At 38.1% G+C, this 16,688-nt stretch carries 14 protein-coding genes; 5 read left to right on the top strand and 9 right to left on the bottom strand.

Annotated elements, in window-relative coordinates:
• Nucleotides 1–26 precede the first annotated feature (26 nt).
• Nucleotides 27–908, bottom strand: coding sequence for a LysR family transcriptional regulator (locus H4J50_RS06755; RefSeq protein WP_182255270.1), 882 nt, complete (start codon nt 906–908; stop codon nt 27–29).
• A gap of 86 nt (nt 909–994) precedes the next feature.
• Between H4J50_RS06755 and H4J50_RS06750 the strand changes: the two genes are divergently transcribed.
• Nucleotides 995–1,423 carry a PACE efflux transporter gene (locus H4J50_RS06750; RefSeq protein ID WP_108454910.1) on the top strand — a complete coding sequence of 143 codons (429 nt, stop codon included), beginning with the start codon at nt 995–997 and terminating at the stop codon, nt 1,421–1,423.
• A gap of 150 nt (nt 1,424–1,573) precedes the next feature.
• Here H4J50_RS06750 and H4J50_RS06745 read toward each other — a convergent pair whose 3' ends face one another.
• From H4J50_RS06745 to H4J50_RS06720, 6 genes are all read right to left on the bottom strand, one after another.
• Nucleotides 1,574–2,500: a manganese-dependent inorganic pyrophosphatase gene (locus tag H4J50_RS06745; RefSeq protein WP_108454911.1), complete on the bottom strand. Its 927-nt coding sequence runs from the start codon at nt 2,498–2,500 to the stop codon at nt 1,574–1,576.
• A gap of 172 nt (nt 2,501–2,672) precedes the next feature.
• Nucleotides 2,673–3,674 (bottom strand): cytochrome d ubiquinol oxidase subunit II, encoded by a 1,002-nt coding sequence (locus H4J50_RS06740; RefSeq protein WP_182255268.1) that lies wholly within the window; start codon nt 3,672–3,674, stop codon nt 2,673–2,675.
• Nucleotides 3,674–5,038 carry a cytochrome ubiquinol oxidase subunit I gene (locus tag H4J50_RS06735; RefSeq protein WP_182255286.1) on the bottom strand — a complete coding sequence of 455 codons (1,365 nt, stop codon included), beginning with the start codon at nt 5,036–5,038 and terminating at the stop codon, nt 3,674–3,676. Before H4J50_RS06735 ends, H4J50_RS06740 begins: the two co-directional genes overlap by 1 nt.
• A gap of 135 nt (nt 5,039–5,173) precedes the next feature.
• The gene (locus tag H4J50_RS06730; RefSeq protein WP_108454913.1) at nt 5,174–5,716 is read right to left on the bottom strand and encodes a GbsR/MarR family transcriptional regulator; all 543 of its coding nucleotides are present in this window, start codon (nt 5,714–5,716) and stop codon (nt 5,174–5,176) included.
• Between the two features lie 326 nt (nt 5,717–6,042).
• The gene (locus tag H4J50_RS06725; RefSeq protein ID WP_108454914.1) at nt 6,043–7,581 is read right to left on the bottom strand and encodes a PAS domain-containing methyl-accepting chemotaxis protein; all 1,539 of its coding nucleotides are present in this window, start codon (nt 7,579–7,581) and stop codon (nt 6,043–6,045) included.
• A gap of 227 nt (nt 7,582–7,808) precedes the next feature.
• Nucleotides 7,809–8,777, bottom strand: a complete 969-nt coding sequence (locus H4J50_RS06720) for a class 1 fructose-bisphosphatase (RefSeq protein WP_182255266.1) — start codon at nt 8,775–8,777, stop codon at nt 7,809–7,811.
• A gap of 261 nt (nt 8,778–9,038) precedes the next feature.
• On the opposite strand from H4J50_RS06720, the gene H4J50_RS06715 reads away from it, so the two are divergent.
• Nucleotides 9,039–11,474, top strand: coding sequence for a zinc-dependent metalloprotease (locus H4J50_RS06715; RefSeq protein ID WP_182255264.1), 2,436 nt, complete (start codon nt 9,039–9,041; stop codon nt 11,472–11,474).
• Between the two features lie 91 nt (nt 11,475–11,565).
• Nucleotides 11,566–12,381 (top strand): agmatinase, encoded by an 816-nt coding sequence (gene speB / locus H4J50_RS06710; protein ID WP_204100640.1) that lies wholly within the window; start codon nt 11,566–11,568, stop codon nt 12,379–12,381.
• Between the two features lie 151 nt (nt 12,382–12,532).
• Here the strand turns inward: speB and H4J50_RS06705 are convergent, their stop codons facing one another.
• On the bottom strand, nt 12,533–13,498 hold the full coding sequence (locus tag H4J50_RS06705; RefSeq protein ID WP_182255262.1) for a DMT family transporter: 966 nt from the start codon (nt 13,496–13,498) through the stop codon (nt 12,533–12,535).
• Between the two features lie 126 nt (nt 13,499–13,624).
• Between H4J50_RS06705 and H4J50_RS06700 the strand changes: the two genes are divergently transcribed.
• Complete coding sequence (locus tag H4J50_RS06700) at nt 13,625–15,070, top strand: PLP-dependent aminotransferase family protein (RefSeq protein WP_182255260.1); 1,446 nt, start codon at nt 13,625–13,627, stop codon at nt 15,068–15,070.
• Between the two features lie 21 nt (nt 15,071–15,091).
• Nucleotides 15,092–16,279, top strand: a complete 1,188-nt coding sequence (locus H4J50_RS06695; protein WP_220466120.1) for a multidrug effflux MFS transporter — start codon at nt 15,092–15,094, stop codon at nt 16,277–16,279.
• Between the two features lie 148 nt (nt 16,280–16,427).
• On the opposite strand, the gene H4J50_RS06690 is transcribed toward H4J50_RS06695, so the two are convergent.
• Complete coding sequence (locus H4J50_RS06690) at nt 16,428–16,601, bottom strand: oxidoreductase-like domain-containing protein (RefSeq protein WP_108454920.1); 174 nt, start codon at nt 16,599–16,601, stop codon at nt 16,428–16,430.
• Between the last annotated feature and the right edge of the window lie 87 nt (nt 16,602–16,688).

Here is a 16,688-nt window from a genome sequence, read left to right as displayed (position 1 = left end):
TGCTGGGCTTTTTTACGATGCAAATGCTAAGGCTTAAGTCGGTTCCGCAATAAATTTCTCAGTGTTCTAAAAATAGCTAAGTTACTGTGTCTTTGATGCTGCAATACATCAACATTGGCATGCCAGCCCATATCACCATGCTCTAAGGTTAACTTAACTAGTTCTCCTCGCTCTATTGATTCATCTGCCACGTGATTAGGTAATAAGCACCATCCGTGTCCTTTTAAGGCGAGTTCAAGTAATAGAAAGTAATTATCGGCATACCAAATATCGGGACTGATCTTTAATTGAAAGCTACTTGTTTGGGTATTGCGCGAGCGAATGAGTAATTGACGGTGTAGTCGCAAACCATCGATGTTTTGACACTTCAGCTTTGCTAGGCTGTGATTTTTTGCAACATACACATCAAACTTTACAGTGCCAAGGCATTCAAAATCTAAATAATTCGGCATCGCAAGTTCGCTAAAAATAATACCTGTTAATGCTTGCTCGGTCTTTAGCATGTCAATAATATCGAGACTTGAGGCACTTAAAAATTCTAAAGTTACATGAGGGTATTGACGTTGTAATTGGTCAATAGCGGTTATGATTTTTTTAAACGGTATGCCTTCATCAAGTGCTATTGTTATTTCGCTCGGTGTATCATCAGATAACGCCAGTGCAGAGTTTCTTAACCTTTGATGCTGATTTAGCAGTGCTTGTACCTGTGGTAATAAATTTTTACCGGCCTCTGTCAATAAAGGATAGCGGCCAGAGCGTTCAAAAAGCGTGGCATTGCAGTCTATTTCTAAATTAATGATGTGCTGGCTAATCACTGATTGCGCTTTATTTAAATGTCGAGCCGCCGCCGAAAATGATCCGGTCTCTACCGTTGTTGCAAAGGCTTGAAGTTGTTCAACACTAAACATATCGTTTTTCCAGATACAACCTAACTTACATGTATCTTTATTTTGGATGAAAATAGCGGCATCGTCACTATAAATAGAATTATTTTATGAAAACAATTGAGAGAGTTTTTCAGGCTATCATTTTTGAAGTTACCACATTGGCCATAACAGTACCTGCAACCGTGCTAATTGCTGGTTTTGAGCCTGATAAAATGTTGGTTGTTGGTATTGCGTTATCTGTTTTTGCTATGTTTTGGAATTACATCTACAACATAGTATTTGACCGACTAGCTGGCGGAAATCGGATTGAAAGGAGTTTAGTCACTCGAATCTGTCATGCCTGTGGTTTTGAGTTTGGTCTGTTGATATTTACTTTGCCAACATTAGCTTGGTATTTAAATATAACCTGGTTAGCCGCTATTATTTTAGAAGCTGGATTTATAACGTTTATACTCATTTATACTTTCATGTTTAATTGGCTTTACGATAGATATCAACCTTATAAAAAGTGGTTTAGCAAAGCGCAGGTCATTTAGAATTTTGACTTTATGCCCTAAATTTTTGATGAAATTAAGGCATATTAAAATATCTAGAAAGTAAAAAGCCCAGTGATAACTGGGCTTTAAATTAAGACTCTTAGTCGCTAATAGTTAACTTCAGTGAAATTTATTTGATTTCAGTTTTGGTTATTTAGCAAAAGTATCTTGTAGTGGTGGCACGACTTGCTTTTTACGACTCATGACACCAGGTAACCAAGCTTTATTGTCAACTAAGCTAATATCGTAAGCTTTTTCAATAATGCTAGTATCGTCACTAACCACTAATAGCTCAGAGCCTTCTTGCATAATGTCAGTAAGTAACAACATTACGGTATGACGCTTACCTTCTTCTTTAACCGCTTGTAAATCAGCGTGTAAATCAGCTTTCATCTCGTCAAATAATGCTAGGTCAATAACTTCTAACTGGCCAATACCAACAATATTATCACTCATATTGAAATCTTTAAAATCACGTAACACTAAATCACGTACTGGTGTACCTTGAACAGAAGACTTAACTGTGAACATTTCCATGCCCATACCTTTGTAATCTTCGATGCCGGCAATTTCTGCTAAAGCTTCAACACATTTAATATCAGCAGTGGTGCAAGTTGGCGATTTAAAAATTACAGTGTCAGACAAAATGGCGCACATCATGGCACCAGCAATGTTTTTAGGAATTTCAACATCGTGAAAGTCGTACATCATTTTAATGATAGTATTTGTACAACCCACAGGGCGAACCCAAATTTCCAACGGAGTTGAAGTAGTAATATCACCTAATTTATGGTGATCGATAATGCCTAATACCGTTGAGTCATCAATATCGTCAGGACCTTGAATACGGTCTGAGTGATCAACAACGTAAATTCCGTCTGTATCAGCATAGCTCAATTTAAGCTCAGGTTTTTCTAAGCCAAATTTTTCTAAAATAAACGCAGTTTCAGGTGAAAGTTCACCTAAACGTGCTGGTCTCACATCTTCACCAATAGTGGTTTTTAAATATGAAAGTGCGATGGCTGAACAAATTGAATCTGAATCTGGTACTTTGTGACCTACGGCGTAAGCTGGCATAAATTGCTATCTCCAAGCACCGCTAATTTAATAACGGTGCGTCTAAAGTGAGTATTGTCTAGAATATGGCGCATATTCTAGCAAAAATTCTTAGTGATAGCCTAGTGACTATTTGCACTCTTTTTGTCCAACTTTAGTCGTTAAACCAGATCGTTCAGCCTAGTAGTTAAACCTAGTAGTTAAGCTTAGTGGTTTTGCCCCAGAACACTTTATAAGAAAATATTGTGTATCCAATAATCATTGGCAGCACTACTGCAGCACCTACAAAGATAAACCATAGTGATTCTCTTGAGCTTGCCGCTTCAAATATGGTTACTTGAAAGGGCACAATGTAAGGATAAAAACTATAGCCTAAACCACAAAAGCAGAGAATAAATAACATAATAGCAGCTGAAAATGGTAACCAGCAGCCCAAGTCATTCTCCATAGGTACTTTGTCTAGATATCGGTGGACAGTAATAAAAGTAAAACCAAGTAAGAAAGTTAATGGAAGAATCAGTATGGCTTGAACGCCACCAAGCCATTTATCCATAATTTGCTGATCAATTAATAAATTGGTTATACATACAGCGACAATACCAAACGCCATTAATACATTGGTATATTTCGCCCATTTTGCCGCTTTACGTTGTAATTCACCTTCGGTTTTCATTACCAACCATGCTGCGCCAATAAAACAATAACCTGCTGTTACGCAAATAGCGGACAAGACAGAAAAACCGAGTGATAACCATGTATCTTCAAATGAGGTGATATAACGTCCCAACATGTAACCTTGTGATAATGTCGCTAATAAAGAGCCAAATTTAAACGCAAAATCCCACTTCTTTTTATCGTTACTTGGCGCTTTAGTTCGAAAATCAAATGAAACTCCGCGTAAAATAAGCCCAGCTAGCATCAGGGCTGTTGGTAAGTACAATGCTTGAAAGATAATTGAGTGTGCTTTAGGGAAAGCTATCAACAATAAGCCAATAGCCATTACCAGCCATGTTTCGTTAGCATCCCAAAATGGTCCAATGGAATAGATCATAGTGTCGCGCTGCTGCTGGTTATCCAAAGGTAGTAAAACACCCACGCCCAAATCGTAACCATCAAGTATCGCGTAAATTAAAAACGAAAGGCCCATTAAGCCAACGAATACAATAGGCAGCCAATCAACTGATGTAGATATCATTATTTCGCTCCTTCTTCAGTTAAGGGAATTTGAGGTTCAATCGACGAGTTTGGTTCGTTTAGTGATGCATTTGACTGTTCTAAAATTATCGCTCGATTTGCCATGACAAATAAAGTGCGTATGTAGGCAATAAGCAAGAAACCATAAATGACTAAATACAGCGTTAATGACATAACTATATTTTCTGGCGGTGTAGTGGTCACGGCGTCTTTGGTGCGTAATATTCCCGTTACTAAGTAAGGTTGTCGGCCAATTTCCGTTACATACCAACCAGCCAGTGTGGCTAACCAGCCAGAAAATGTCATAGCAACACCCACTTTTAATAACCAAGTTGGGTAGCGTTTTTTGATAACATATTGATAAGTTGCGAGCCAAGAAAATAGCAGCATTAATACACCAACGCCTATCATTATTCTAAAGCTGAAAAATACCGGCGCAACTGGAGGGTGTTTATCTACAAAGTCATTTAAGCCTTGTATTTCTCCTGCTGAATCATGGGTTAATATAATACTGGCCATATTAGGCACTTTTACTTCAAAGTTGTTTTCTCGTTTTTGTTCATCAGGTAATGCAAACAGTAATAACGGAACATTGGCTTCGGTGTTCCATACTCCCTCCATAGCGGCAATTTTAGCAGGTTGATTTTTAAAGGTATTTAACCCGTGTAAATCACCAACAAAAATTTGTATAGGAATTAAAACAGCCGCCATAACGACTGAAAAATTTAACGCTTGTTTTACTGACTTTTTATTGTCGCCTTTGATTAATCTGTAAGCAGAAATACCTGAAATTAAAAATGCCGTCGTTAACCCTGAGGCTATTAGCATGTGCATGAATCGATAGGGCATAGAAGGGTTAAAAATAACCTCAAGCCAACTAGTAACATGTGCTACTCCATCAATCATCTCAAAACCTGCTGGCGTATGCATCCAAGAATTAAGAGACAAAATCCAAAATGCTGATAATGTGGTGCCAAAAGAAACCAGTATGGTCGCAATGGTGTGAACACGGTTAGACACTCGATCCATACCAAATAGCATAATTGAAAGAAATGAGGCTTCTAAAAAGAAAGCGGTCATTACTTCATACCCGAGTAACGGTCCCGCAATATTACCTACGGTTTCCATGTAACCCGGCCAATTAGTACCAAACTGGAATGACATCGTAATGCCACTGACCACGCCTATACCAAAAGTTAACGCAAATATTCTGACCCAAAATCGGTATACACGTAACCAACTATCGTCTTGGGTTTGATTAAAGCGAACTTTGAAAAACAGCAATACCCAGCACAAGGCGATATTGATAGTAGGAAATAAAATATGAAAACTAATATTGGCAGCAAATTGGATGCGGGAAAGCATGAAACTTGTGTCATTAGCAATAGCTGATGCATCTAACACGTGATGTACTCCACTGGGTTAAGTTATTGTAAGTTATGTTCTAAAAACTATTTAGGTCGTTTATGTTGACCTAAATATCAAAAATATAATGTAAGGTTATCGCAGTAATAATTTGTCTTTAACATCTAAGATTTTACTTATGCCTTCACCCATTTTAAGTAAGGTGGATAACTTTTCAGACGACATTCCTTGCATTTCGTTGGTCCATAAAGTGACCATTTCCATGAGATCATGCATTTGCTTTACACGCATTTGCGTGTACTCGTCTGACTCATTACTTGGCTGTTCCATTAGGGCGTCGCGCAATGTAGATAATGTTGGGTCTAGTTCACGCTTTCTGCGCTCTACAACTAACGTACGAGCAATTTCCCAGATGTCACTTGGCGCTGAAAAATACTCTTTTCGATCGCCGGGGATATGATGTAATTTTATTAAATTCCACGATTTAAGTTCTTTTAAGCCCATGCTGACATTTGAACGAGATATTTGTAGCGCTTCACTAATTTGGTCAGCATTAAGCGGTGCTTCAGTGAGCACAATAACCGCATACATTTGCCCTAATGTTCTGTTTAATCCCCATCGAGAGCCCATTTCACCAAAGTGTAAAACTAATGATTGTGTCATTGCTGTTATTTTCATTTTCTGTACTTTCTGAGTTTTCAGTAATTTGTGAAAATTGTAATCTCTTTTTGATTTAAGTCAAGTTTTTAGCCTTGATAAAATGATTTTTAGTCAGTTATTTTAATTTGCATGACAAATTCATTACCTCTGTAAAACATGAGTGAACATTGAAAAATAGGTGTTTATTTGTCGGGTTAGGGGTTAGGGGTCAAAGGGCGAGGTGTACTAAGTTGAAGGTAAATACTGAAATTAAACAAAAAAAAGCTTTATGGTGATCCAATAAAAAATGACTACCTAGGTAGTCATTTTATTATTAATTTATATAGCAGCAGCTTACTTAAGCGTTAACTAAAATTAGTACTGAGCTCTTCAATTGCTTCGGCATTTTTATTTACTTCAATACTTTTACTAGATACTGCAGCTGCTAATTGAGTATTGCGTTGAGATATACTGTCAATATTATGAATACCTTGAGTAATTTGTTCAGCTACCGTTCTCTGATGCTCAGATGCGGTAGCAATTTGGGCGGTCATGTCATTAACATTTTGAATGTTGTCTATAATATCTTGCATGGCGTTTTTAATGGTTTTTGATTCAGTTGAACATTCATCGGCATTGGTTTTATTCGACATCATTACTTGATTCCAAGTTTTTAACGTACGTTGTAACTCAGTCACTGATAATTGTATTTGTTCTGTCGCACTTTGGGTTCTACTTGCTAGTGTTCTCACTTCATCAGCAACAACGGCGAACCCTCTGCCTTGCTCACCTGCTCTTGCTGCTTCAATTGCTGCGTTTAATGCTAGCAAGTTTGTTTGATCTGCAATCCCTTGAATTTCAGTCATAACAGTCGATATTTTATCAACATCAGTCACTAATTCTGTCGCATTATTCGCCGCATTTTCAACGTCATTTGCGAGCTGGTCGATTTTATTTTCACTACTTTCAATAGTGGCAATATTTTGTAGGCAATCAATTTTTACTTGGGCAACTTTATCATTGGCCAAATTGGTACTTTCACTTACTTCGTTTATGGTTACACTCATTTGAGTAATATCGGCAGAAAACTGGCTTATATATTCATTTTCTTCTTTAATACCACTAAGCATTTCATTTGACGTATGAGCAAGCTCTTCTGCGAGTTTGGCTAACCTTCTGCCTGAGTCGTTACTTCGACCTAAGACCGTCTTTATTCTAGCTTTGTATAATTCGGCAGGGTAATTAATGATATTAAGTATACCTTTACCTAGATATACATGGCGCGAAGGGCTATCAAATATTGATTTTGTTTTACTTAAATGACTCGGTATTTTTATCAATTCTTCTGAAAAAATAACGGTGATTAACGCGACACAAACTAACAATATTATTGCAGAGGTCGCCGTGCCAGTGAGTACCCAGGTGATCGCAATTGCTGCGATCACACAAATAAGTGCAGCAAGGCGCTTGAGTGGAATGTTAGCGTGCAAATCTAAAATTGATTTATTATTGTTTAAGGTGTTGTAAAGTAATTGAGCTTCTTTTTTTTGCTGAACGGTAGGAAAAGCACGAACTGATTGATAGCCGGTAATTTCTCCTTTATCAAATAATGGTGTTACATAGGCATCTACCCAATAATAATCACCATTTTTGCAACGATTTTTAACCATGCCACGCCATGAGTCTCCTCGTTTTAATTTTTCCCATAAATCTTTAAAAGCTGCTTTTGGCATATCAGGATGACGAACTACATTATGATGTTGACCAATTAACTCTTCTAAGCTGTAACCTGCCACCTCACAAAATTCAGGATTAGCATAGGTAATGGTGCCGTTTAAATCAGTGGTAGAAACTAGTTGTTCTTGTTCGGTGAAGGTACGTTCAACATTGGTGATATGACTCATTATTCCATCGTCCTTGTGAAAGTTTTACTCATAAAATTTAAATACTACTATAAATAACAATAGCCTCTTTTTTATAATTAACAAAGGGAAAATGGGGTTTTGTATTGTAACAGTTTGTTTTGCTGAACTTATGGTAAGGCTATAATAATTATAAATAAAAGCACCTGGTAAATTTAGGTGCTTTTAGGCTTACTAGAGGTTAAAAATCGTTGAGGTAGGTGAGACTTTTACTTGTAATAAGCTAAGCAAGCTTCTACTTCATTTCTTGAACCCATGATCACTTCTACACGCTGGTGAATGTCTGTTGGCTCCATATCCATAATGCGACCTTTGCTAGTCATAGCTAAACCACCTGCTTGTTCTATTAAAAAGCTCATTGGATTTGCTTCATACATTAAACGTAATTTGTAAGGTTTTTCTGGATTTTTATTATCAGCAGGGTAAGTAAATAAACCACCTCGGGTTAATACGCGATGAATATCGCCAACCATGGCGGCTATCCAACGCATGTTAAAGTTTTTTCCGCGTGGGCCGGTATCACCAGCAAGTAAATCCTTAATGTAGTTTTGCATAGGGGCTTGCCAGAAACGCTGGTTAGACATGTTAATTGCAAACTCTTGCGTGTCTTGAGGCACTTTTACGTTACGCTCAACGAGTGAAAAGCCACCATGAGTTCGGTCTAATACATAAAAGTGCGTACCTTTACCTGTGGTCATTACCAACATTGTGGCGGGTCCATAAAGCACATAACCAGCACAAACTTGGTGATTACCTGATTGTTTAAACATGTCAGGATCGCTAGCTTCCATATCAGCAGGCGCTTTATGAATTGAAAAAATAGTTCCAATTAATGAGTTAATATCAATATTTGAACTGCCATCAAGTGGGTCGAACGATACGATAAACTTGCCATGCTTTTCACCCGCAACAGAAGTATCTTCTTCTTCCGATGATATAGCTTTAACAAATCCTGACTCTAATAAAATATCTTTAAATAAATCATTAGCAACAACATCAAGTTTTTTTTGTACCTCGCCTTGAATATTTTCATCTACTGTAGATCCCATTACATCACCTAAGTGAGCTTGACTGACAAGAAACGAAATTTCTTTTGTCGCAGTTAAAATGGTTTCTATTAATGAAATTAAATCTGCGGGTACATTATCTTCACGTAAGGCGGGAGCTAGTCGTTGCATAGGGTTACCTAATTACTTTAGAGTCATACTCTTATGGTAGAGCATATTGTATTTAATTTTCGACGTTTTGGTGTATTATCAAAGCATCGAAAGTGCTATTTAATCTCCACTTACCATTAAAAATAACCAATAGTTAACTAAGTGGATGTAAGCCAATTATAACAATAATAAGACGTTATTTAGTACTTCTTATCATTTTAATTTTAGCTCAAAGGTTAGGTAATCTAACTTACTCTATTTTATTTAAAACAAGGATATAAAATGAAGTTTTTCATTAAGCTGTTAGTGTTATTTTTATATGGCGGTTTGTTAGCGCAAGCACAGGCAGAAACCGAAGAAAATTACGCTGATTTTGTTAAAGACAAGCAAGTTCAACAAGGATATTTTTCTTTTTATCTTGATGAGCAAACAGGCAAAGTATTTTTAGAGATTGAGCGTTTTGAACAAGAATTTTTATTTCAAAGTGGTTTGCCACACGGTATTGGTTCCAATGATATTGGCTTAGATCGTGGTCAACTAGGTGACACTAGGCTAGTTCGATTTGAGCGAGTAGGCAATAAAGTATTTTTACGTCAGCTCAATACCTATTTTCGTGCTACTACCGATAACAAACTTGAACAACAAGCCATAGATGAAGCATTTGCTAGCTCCATTATTTGGGGTTTTAACGTTAGTTCTACTAGCGAAGATAGCAGCAAAACTTTAATTGATTACACCCCGTTCTTGCTATCTGATATACATAACTTGTCAGAACAATTGCAGCGCACTAAGCAGGGGAGCTTTTCAGTTGATACCACCCGCAGCGGAGTTTATAAAAAACGTACGAAAGCCTTTCCAAATAATACTGAATTAGAAGCAACTATTACTTTCAAAGGTACCAAAGCTGGCGAGTACTTAAGATCAGTTACCCCAGATGCATCAGCTGTTACGGTGAACTTGCATCATTCGTTAATTAAGTTGCCTGACAGTAATTATAAAACGCGCATATTTCATCCTTACAGTGGCTTTTGGCAAGATTCATATGCTGATTATGCCAGCGCAATTGATGAACCATTAATAAAGCGAGTTATTCCACGTCATCGTCTAAATAAGAAAGATCCATCAGCTAAGGTAAGTGAAGCTGTTGAACCTATTATTTATTATTTGGATGCTGGCGTTCCTGAGCCTGTAAAAAGTGCACTGCTCGATGGCGCACGCTGGTGGGATCAAGCCTTTTCTGCTATTGGTTATAAAAATGCGTTTCAAGTGAAGATGCTGCCAAGTGACGCAGACCCGATGGATGTTCGATACAATGTTATTCAGTGGGTGCACAGAGCAACGCGCGGTTGGTCTTACGGGGATTCGGTTATTGATCCGCGCACCGGAGAAATTATCAAAGGTCATGTAACGCTAGGCTCTTTGCGTGTTCGTCAAGATTATTTAATTGCTTTAGGTTTAACTTCACCGTTTAAAAGTGCTGAGACTGATACCAGTGCGATGAAAAACATGGCTTTAGCGCGTATTCGTCAATTATCTGCACATGAGGTTGGGCATACCTTAGGTATAGCGCATAACTTCGCTGCGAGTGTAAATAATCGAGCATCTGTAATGGACTATCCACATCCTTTAATTACCCTTGATAATGGCGTAGTTAACTTAGCTAATGCTTATGCTAAAGATATTGGTGAGTGGGATAAATATGTTGTTGCTTATGGTTATGCAGACATAGAGGAATCTCAAGAGGCGACATTTTTAGCCGAATTAATTACCAAAACGCAACAGGCGGGGCTGCAATATGTTTCAGACCCTGATGCAAGGCCACAATCTGGTGCTCATGCCACTGGACACTTGTGGGACAACGGTAAAGATCCTGCGGAAGAACTAACACGGGTACTTGAAGTTAGGGCGCATGCACTAGCAAACTTTGGGTTAAACAGTATTGAGATGAACACGCCAATGTCTGAGCTCGAACAAGTATTGGTGCCTATTTATAATTTTCATCGCTTTCAAGTGCAAGCAGCAGCGAAACTCATTGCTGGAGTCGATTACGGCTATCAACTACGTAGTGAGCAATTTACCAATCAACAAAAAAGGGTCTCAGGCAAAGCACAGCGTACTGCCCTTGATGCGCTAATCACTACAATTTCAACAAAAACATTAACATTGCCAGCTAGAATAACCGCATTAATTCCACCTAAGGCATACGGTTATAGTCGAAATAGAGAAAGCTTTATTAGCCAAACAGGTTTAACGTTTGACCCTATTAGTGCTGCGCAAGCAAGTGCAAAACATACGCTTTCGCTTCTGCTTAACGCTGAACGATTAGCGCGCTTACAGCAGCAAGCCATGATTGATGAAGACATTCCATCGGTCGCTTTTTTATTAAATAAATTAGTCATGAACTCGGTACAGTCAACACCCAAAAAATCAACAGAGATTCTAGTACAACAACGTGTAAATCAGCAGTTTATTGAACATCTGTTAGCCCTTTGGCATAGCACAGCTGTAGTACCTGAAGTGCGAGCTGAAGTTTATCTTACGCTGACAAATTTAGCTCAATGGCTATCCGATAAACGTAGCATACGAAAATATAAAGGGTATCAAGCTCACTTTTTGTTATTAGCACAGCAAATAAATTACAGCCTAGCGCATGATAAGTCGTTTACTCCAGCGTCAAAAGTAGCACTACCACCAGGTTCACCGATTGGTAGTTATTAAAAATATTTATATCGGTTAGTTGCTTATACAAGGCATTTTCAGTGAATAATTGAAAATGCCTTGTCATAAAATACGCTATCAAGGAAAAAACATGACAGACAATCAAGCATTTAAGGTTGCGCTTCTGGGTATACCATTTGATGATAATTCTTCTTTTGAACGTGGCCCAGCACTAGCACCAAGTAAAATTCGGGAAGTGCTTAATAATGGTTCGCTTAATGGCTCTACAGAGTTAGGTATAAACTTACGCGAGTCAAAGCTTTGGCTAGACGCTGGTAACGTTGAAATCACTTCATCTGATAATTTTATTGAAAATATTGAACAACGCTGCGATGAATTATTGGCACAAAACACACGGTTAGTAACTTTAGGTGGCGATCATAGTATTAGCTACCCGATACTAAAAAGTTATCGCAAGTACTTTGATAAACTGTCGATACTGCATATTGATGCCCATTCAGATTTGTACGACTCATTCAAAGGTAATCGTTATTCTAATGCTTGCCCTTTTGCGCGCGTGATGGAAGATGGTTTATGTGATCGTTTAGTCCAAGTGGGTATTCGAACGTTAAACTTGCACCAAACGGAACAAATAAAAAAGTTTAATGTAGAGTCTTTAGAAATGAGAAACTGGCCACTATCTCAACCACTAAAGTTCGATCATCCGGTGTATTTATCACTAGATATTGACGGTATTGATCCCGCTTTTGCACCAGGTGTATCACATAGAGAACCCGGCGGTTTAACCACACGGGAAGTGATTAACTTGATCCATCAAATTAATATGCCGCTAGTCGGCGCCGATATTGTTGAATATAACCCTAATAAAGACATCGATAATATGACCAGCCAATTGGCCGCAAAGTTAGTGAAAGAAGTGGCCGGTAAAATGCTATCAATAAGTTAGCTTAGCCATGTAACTTGCCATGTAGTTTGGTGAATCAGAACAAAAAAAAACGGCACTGAATAGGAAGGTATTCAGTGCCGTTGTGCAAATAGCAAATACTGTAAAGTGAACTGCGCACAAAAAAGAGTGTTTAGATGAGGTTAAACTCGCGTTATAAACGCTGTGTTTCTAATTTTGGTTTATTTATATTTAATAATTCAGTGTTACTGATATCTTCATCTAGTTTATCAATCGGTGTTATTGGTTTTTTTGAGCGAGTAAGTACCACTAAGTTTCCGGCTAAGATAAATAGCAAACCCACCATGGTATAGGTTGTCCAAGCAAAACCTTCGACTATGGTTGAAATGATCACGGCAACGGCGGGGAACATAATTGATGCATAAGATGCTTTATGCGCACCAATACGATTCAACAATGTTAAGTAGCTAGCAAAGGCGATTACGGAGCCAAAAACGGCTAAGTAGAGTAATGAGATAACATACGAAAATGTATAGTCAAAGCTGAAACTTTTACCTTGTAATATAAATACTACTGCCATAGCGCTTGCACCGTAAGCCATACCCCAGGCCATTGCCGGTAAAAGTGGTAATTTTTGCTTTTGATTCCTCATGGATATCATATTGCCTGTAGATGCAACCACAGTACCTGTTAAACAAAGCCCTAAGCCTAATAAAGTTTCAGCTCCTAATTGTGTATCACTTATTTGAGGCCAAAAAAGTGTCACAATACCGAATAAGCCGAGAATACCCCCAACATAGACTTGCCGAGTTATTTTGGTGCCATACCAAATGCGAGCATTGAAAACATTAAAAAACATGATCATCGAAAAAGCGATACAGGTTAATGCTGAATTAATATGCTGTTGGGCTGAGTAGAGAAAATAGTAATTAAAGCTGAATAACGTCAAACCAAAAATAAAAAATTGCAGATGATGACGTAATGAAAACTGCAACCTTAAACCTGCAACTTTACAGTAAGTAAATAAAATAACAGCGGCTAATGCAAAGCGATAAACTATTGATGCTTCAGGGGCTACATTACCAAGCTGGTAATTAATAGCGATCCAAGTTGATCCCCATATCAGCACGGTGATGATGTATAAAAAGGTGTTGTTCATTGTAATCCCTTAGAATATCTAGCAACGAAAGTTTGCTTAGAAGCTACTGTTAGCGAGCATAGACATTTTACTTATTTTTTGTTGTAATAACATACACAGAAAAATGAAAATGAAACCTATACAGTTATGCGGCTAATCGACAAATCTTCCTCCGACTTTTTATATCAGCAGGTCATCGACTTTGTTGAGCAACAGGAAAAAAGTGGTGCTATTCGCCCAGGCGATAAATTACCTAGTTTACGAAAACTTAGTCGACAATTTGAGATTAGTGTACCTACCGTTAAGCAGGCATACCTAGAACTTGAGCGACAAGGTACTATTTCTGCACGTCCACAATCTGGTTACTATTTGCAGGCAAAACAAGCAAGAACGCTTTTACCTATGCGTGCAAAGTGGGCTGGTGGTGAACCGACAGAAATATCATGTCGTAGTTTAATCGAACAGGTTTATGATGCGGTGCACATGCCTGACTCGGTAGCATTAGGTATTTCAAACCCGGTACATGCGCATCCGCCAGATAAAACACTGGCAAGATTAATGCGCTCGGTGCTGAGTAGGGTTTCTGAAAAAGCGGTGAGTTATGGCCCAATTAATGGCGATCCTAAATTACGCTTGAATTTAGCCTTTCGTTATCAAGAACATGGTGTTTCGATTAATCATGAAGATGTCATTATCACCAATGGCGCACAAGAAGCGTTATCAATTGCTTTGCAATGTGTCGCTGAACGAGGCGATATTATCGCTGTAGAATCACCTTGCTACTTTGGGCTTATCGAACTTATTGAAAGCTTAGGTATGAAAGCATTAGAAGTATATACCTGTACTGAAGAGGGCGTTTGTGTTGCTGAATTAGCTAAAGTTATTGAACAACACAACGTTAAAGCGTGCTTGTTTTCAACGGCGATTAGTAACCCGTTAGGTTCAATGATGACGGACAATCAACGACAAGCAATGGTCAGATTACTTGAAAATAATAATATTGCGTTAATAGAAGATGAAGTTTACAGCGACTTATATTTTAGTGAGCGCCGACCGGTACCTGCACAGTTGTATTCAGAGAAAGGCTTAGTATTAACCTGTTCATCTTTTTCAAAAACTGCAGCACCAGGTTATCGTGTTGGTTGGTTGCTGCCAGGTAAATTTGAGGAAAAAGCCAAGCGCATAAAGCGAGCACAATCTTGTTCTACTTCGATGTTACAGCAATGGACATTAAGCGATTACTTAATGTCAGGTGAATACGACCGGCATTTGCAAGTGCTAAGAAAAACCTTGCGATATAACTGTGAACGAATGCGAGCATTAATTGCTGAACATTTCCCTGAACAGGTGTGCATTTCGAAACCCAAAGGCGGCAGTGTGTTATGGGTTAGATGCCGATCTCATGTTGATAGCAGTCAGTTTTTTAATCAGGCTATTGAACAAGGCGTCAACTTTGCGCCAGGAGAAATATTTTCCCCTTCTGGCAAATATAAAAACTATATGCGTATTAGTTATGGTGTTCAATGGAGTGATAAAATTGACCATGCAATACAAGTACTTGGGAAATTAGTTCATGAATATCCAGAATCTTAACTATATCAGGAAATATCAAAGTTGAAACAAAGCAGTACAAAAACTTCATTAGCATTAATTTTACCGTTACTTGCCGCCATTATTGCGGTTTCTCCGTTGGCTATCGATATGTACCTTCCGGGTATGCCAGAAATTGCTGAGTACTTTTCAACAAAAATGCCACTGGTTCAAAATAGTCTCAGTATTTATTTGTTGGGTTACGCTGTTGGCCTGCTGGTGTTTGGTCCTATGGCTGATAAATACTCTCGTCGTAGATTAGTGATAATAGGGCTGCTCGGCTTTATAATGACAACATTGGCATTAACCATTGCACAAAATATTGAACAGTTTATTTTTTTGCGATTTTTACAAGCCTTTATTAGTAGCGCTGCAACAGTTGTGGTTCCTGGTATTATTCGACAACTTTACGGCAAAGATACCGCCAAAGGCTTATCTTATGTCAGTATGATCATGATGTTAGCACCCATGATTGCCCCTAGCATTGGAAGTATATTACTGCTCGATAGTTGGCAAATGATCTTTTATGTATTAGCGGGTTATGCTGGTATTGTTCTTGTGTGCAGTTATTGCTATTTACCTGATGTTAAAACGGTGAAGTCTAGCGCTAGCTATAGCGTTATTAAGCGTTATAAAATTGTATTTAGTAATCGTGCCGCACGCTTTGATCTATTGAGTATTATGCTGATCTCATTAGCATTTTTTAGTTATATTACGGCGATTCCCTTCGTGTATTTAACCATATTTGAAGTGTCTGAATTCGAGTTTAGTTGGCTCTTTGGGCTAAATGTTTTTGGCTTAATGGTTGCTCACTTTATTAATACGCGACTGGTGGGGAGAATGGGCTCTAGAAGAATGCTCCGTTGTGGGGTTGTACTTTCAGTGCTGGCGGGCACGAGTTTATTGCTAGCTAATATTTTTTCTTTATCTTTAATCTTTTATGTTTTGGCAATTTTACCGCTAATGGGCAGTTTATCGATGATTTCTGTTAATGCAGATGCGCTAATTTTACAAGAGTTTGCCGAGCATGCCGGAACTGCAACCGCCGTTAATGGTACGTTGCGCTTTGGTATTGGCGCATTAGCCGGTCCTATTTTAGCGGTGTTTTATGATGGCAGTGCACTACCTTTTGCATTATTGATGGTGGTACCTGTTTATTTGGTTTTAATCTGCCAGTTACTACAAAGTAAGCAGCATAAGGTAGCAGCATAGTTAGCAGATTATGGGGAATATAAATGACTGTGGTTGGTTAAATATATCGAAGAGATAAGAATCATAAATATAAGCTGAAGCAACGCTAATAAAAAATATCTAACAGCGATATTAATGTTCTTTTGAGCCATTAATATGAGCGATAAACTTATGTTGTGGTATTTTGCTTATTTTTTTCTTCTGCCGCCTTTAGTTCAACTTGTTGTAAACGCCATTTTTTCCGCTCTGCGTAATAATGATCCCAAACACAAGGGTTACATGCACCACCACCACAGCAGTCATCATCGGCAGGTGGAGCAGGTTTTTCTAATAATTTAGTCATAACTTTTTAGCTTCGCCTTAAAATTTAAATGATTATAAATAAAAAAAGCTCTGCATGCAGAGCTTTTTATCAAACAGTCATGATAGG

Source organism: Colwellia sp. 6M3, assembly GCF_014077595.1.
Classification (GTDB): domain Bacteria; phylum Pseudomonadota; class Gammaproteobacteria; order Enterobacterales; family Alteromonadaceae; genus Cognaticolwellia.
Note: the sequence above shows the minus strand (reverse complement) of the source record. Positions and strands in the feature narration are given on the sequence as shown.

Excerpts from the sequence above, each read along its gene's own strand:
- H4J50_RS06745 (WP_108454911.1), bottom strand. The coding sequence starts at position 2,500 with ATGCCAGCTTACGCCGTAGGTCACAAAGTACCAGATTCAGATTCAATT.
- H4J50_RS06730 (WP_108454913.1), bottom strand. The coding sequence starts at position 5,716 with ATGAAAATAACAGCAATGACACAATCATTAGTTTTACACTTTGGTGAA.
- H4J50_RS06720 (WP_182255266.1), bottom strand. The coding sequence starts at position 8,777 with ATGCAACGACTAGCTCCCGCCTTACGTGAAGATAATGTACCCGCAGAT.
- H4J50_RS06715 (WP_182255264.1), top strand. The coding sequence starts at position 9,039 with ATGAAGTTTTTCATTAAGCTGTTAGTGTTATTTTTATATGGCGGTTTG.
- H4J50_RS06725 (WP_108454914.1), bottom strand. The coding sequence starts at position 7,581 with ATGAGTCATATCACCAATGTTGAACGTACCTTCACCGAACAAGAACAA.
- H4J50_RS06700 (WP_182255260.1), top strand. The coding sequence starts at position 13,625 with ATGCGGCTAATCGACAAATCTTCCTCCGACTTTTTATATCAGCAGGTC.
- H4J50_RS06690 (WP_108454920.1), bottom strand. The coding sequence starts at position 16,601 with ATGACTAAATTATTAGAAAAACCTGCTCCACCTGCCGATGATGACTGC.
- H4J50_RS06735 (WP_182255286.1), bottom strand. The coding sequence starts at position 5,038 with ATGCTTTCCCGCATCCAATTTGCTGCCAATATTAGTTTTCATATTTTA.
- H4J50_RS06740 (WP_182255268.1), bottom strand. The coding sequence starts at position 3,674 with ATGATATCTACATCAGTTGATTGGCTGCCTATTGTATTCGTTGGCTTA.
- H4J50_RS06750 (WP_108454910.1), top strand. The coding sequence starts at position 995 with ATGAAAACAATTGAGAGAGTTTTTCAGGCTATCATTTTTGAAGTTACC.
- H4J50_RS06755 (WP_182255270.1), bottom strand. The coding sequence starts at position 908 with ATGTTTAGTGTTGAACAACTTCAAGCCTTTGCAACAACGGTAGAGACC.
- H4J50_RS06705 (WP_182255262.1), bottom strand. The coding sequence starts at position 13,498 with ATGAACAACACCTTTTTATACATCATCACCGTGCTGATATGGGGATCA.
- speB (WP_204100640.1), top strand. The coding sequence starts at position 11,566 with ATGACAGACAATCAAGCATTTAAGGTTGCGCTTCTGGGTATACCATTT.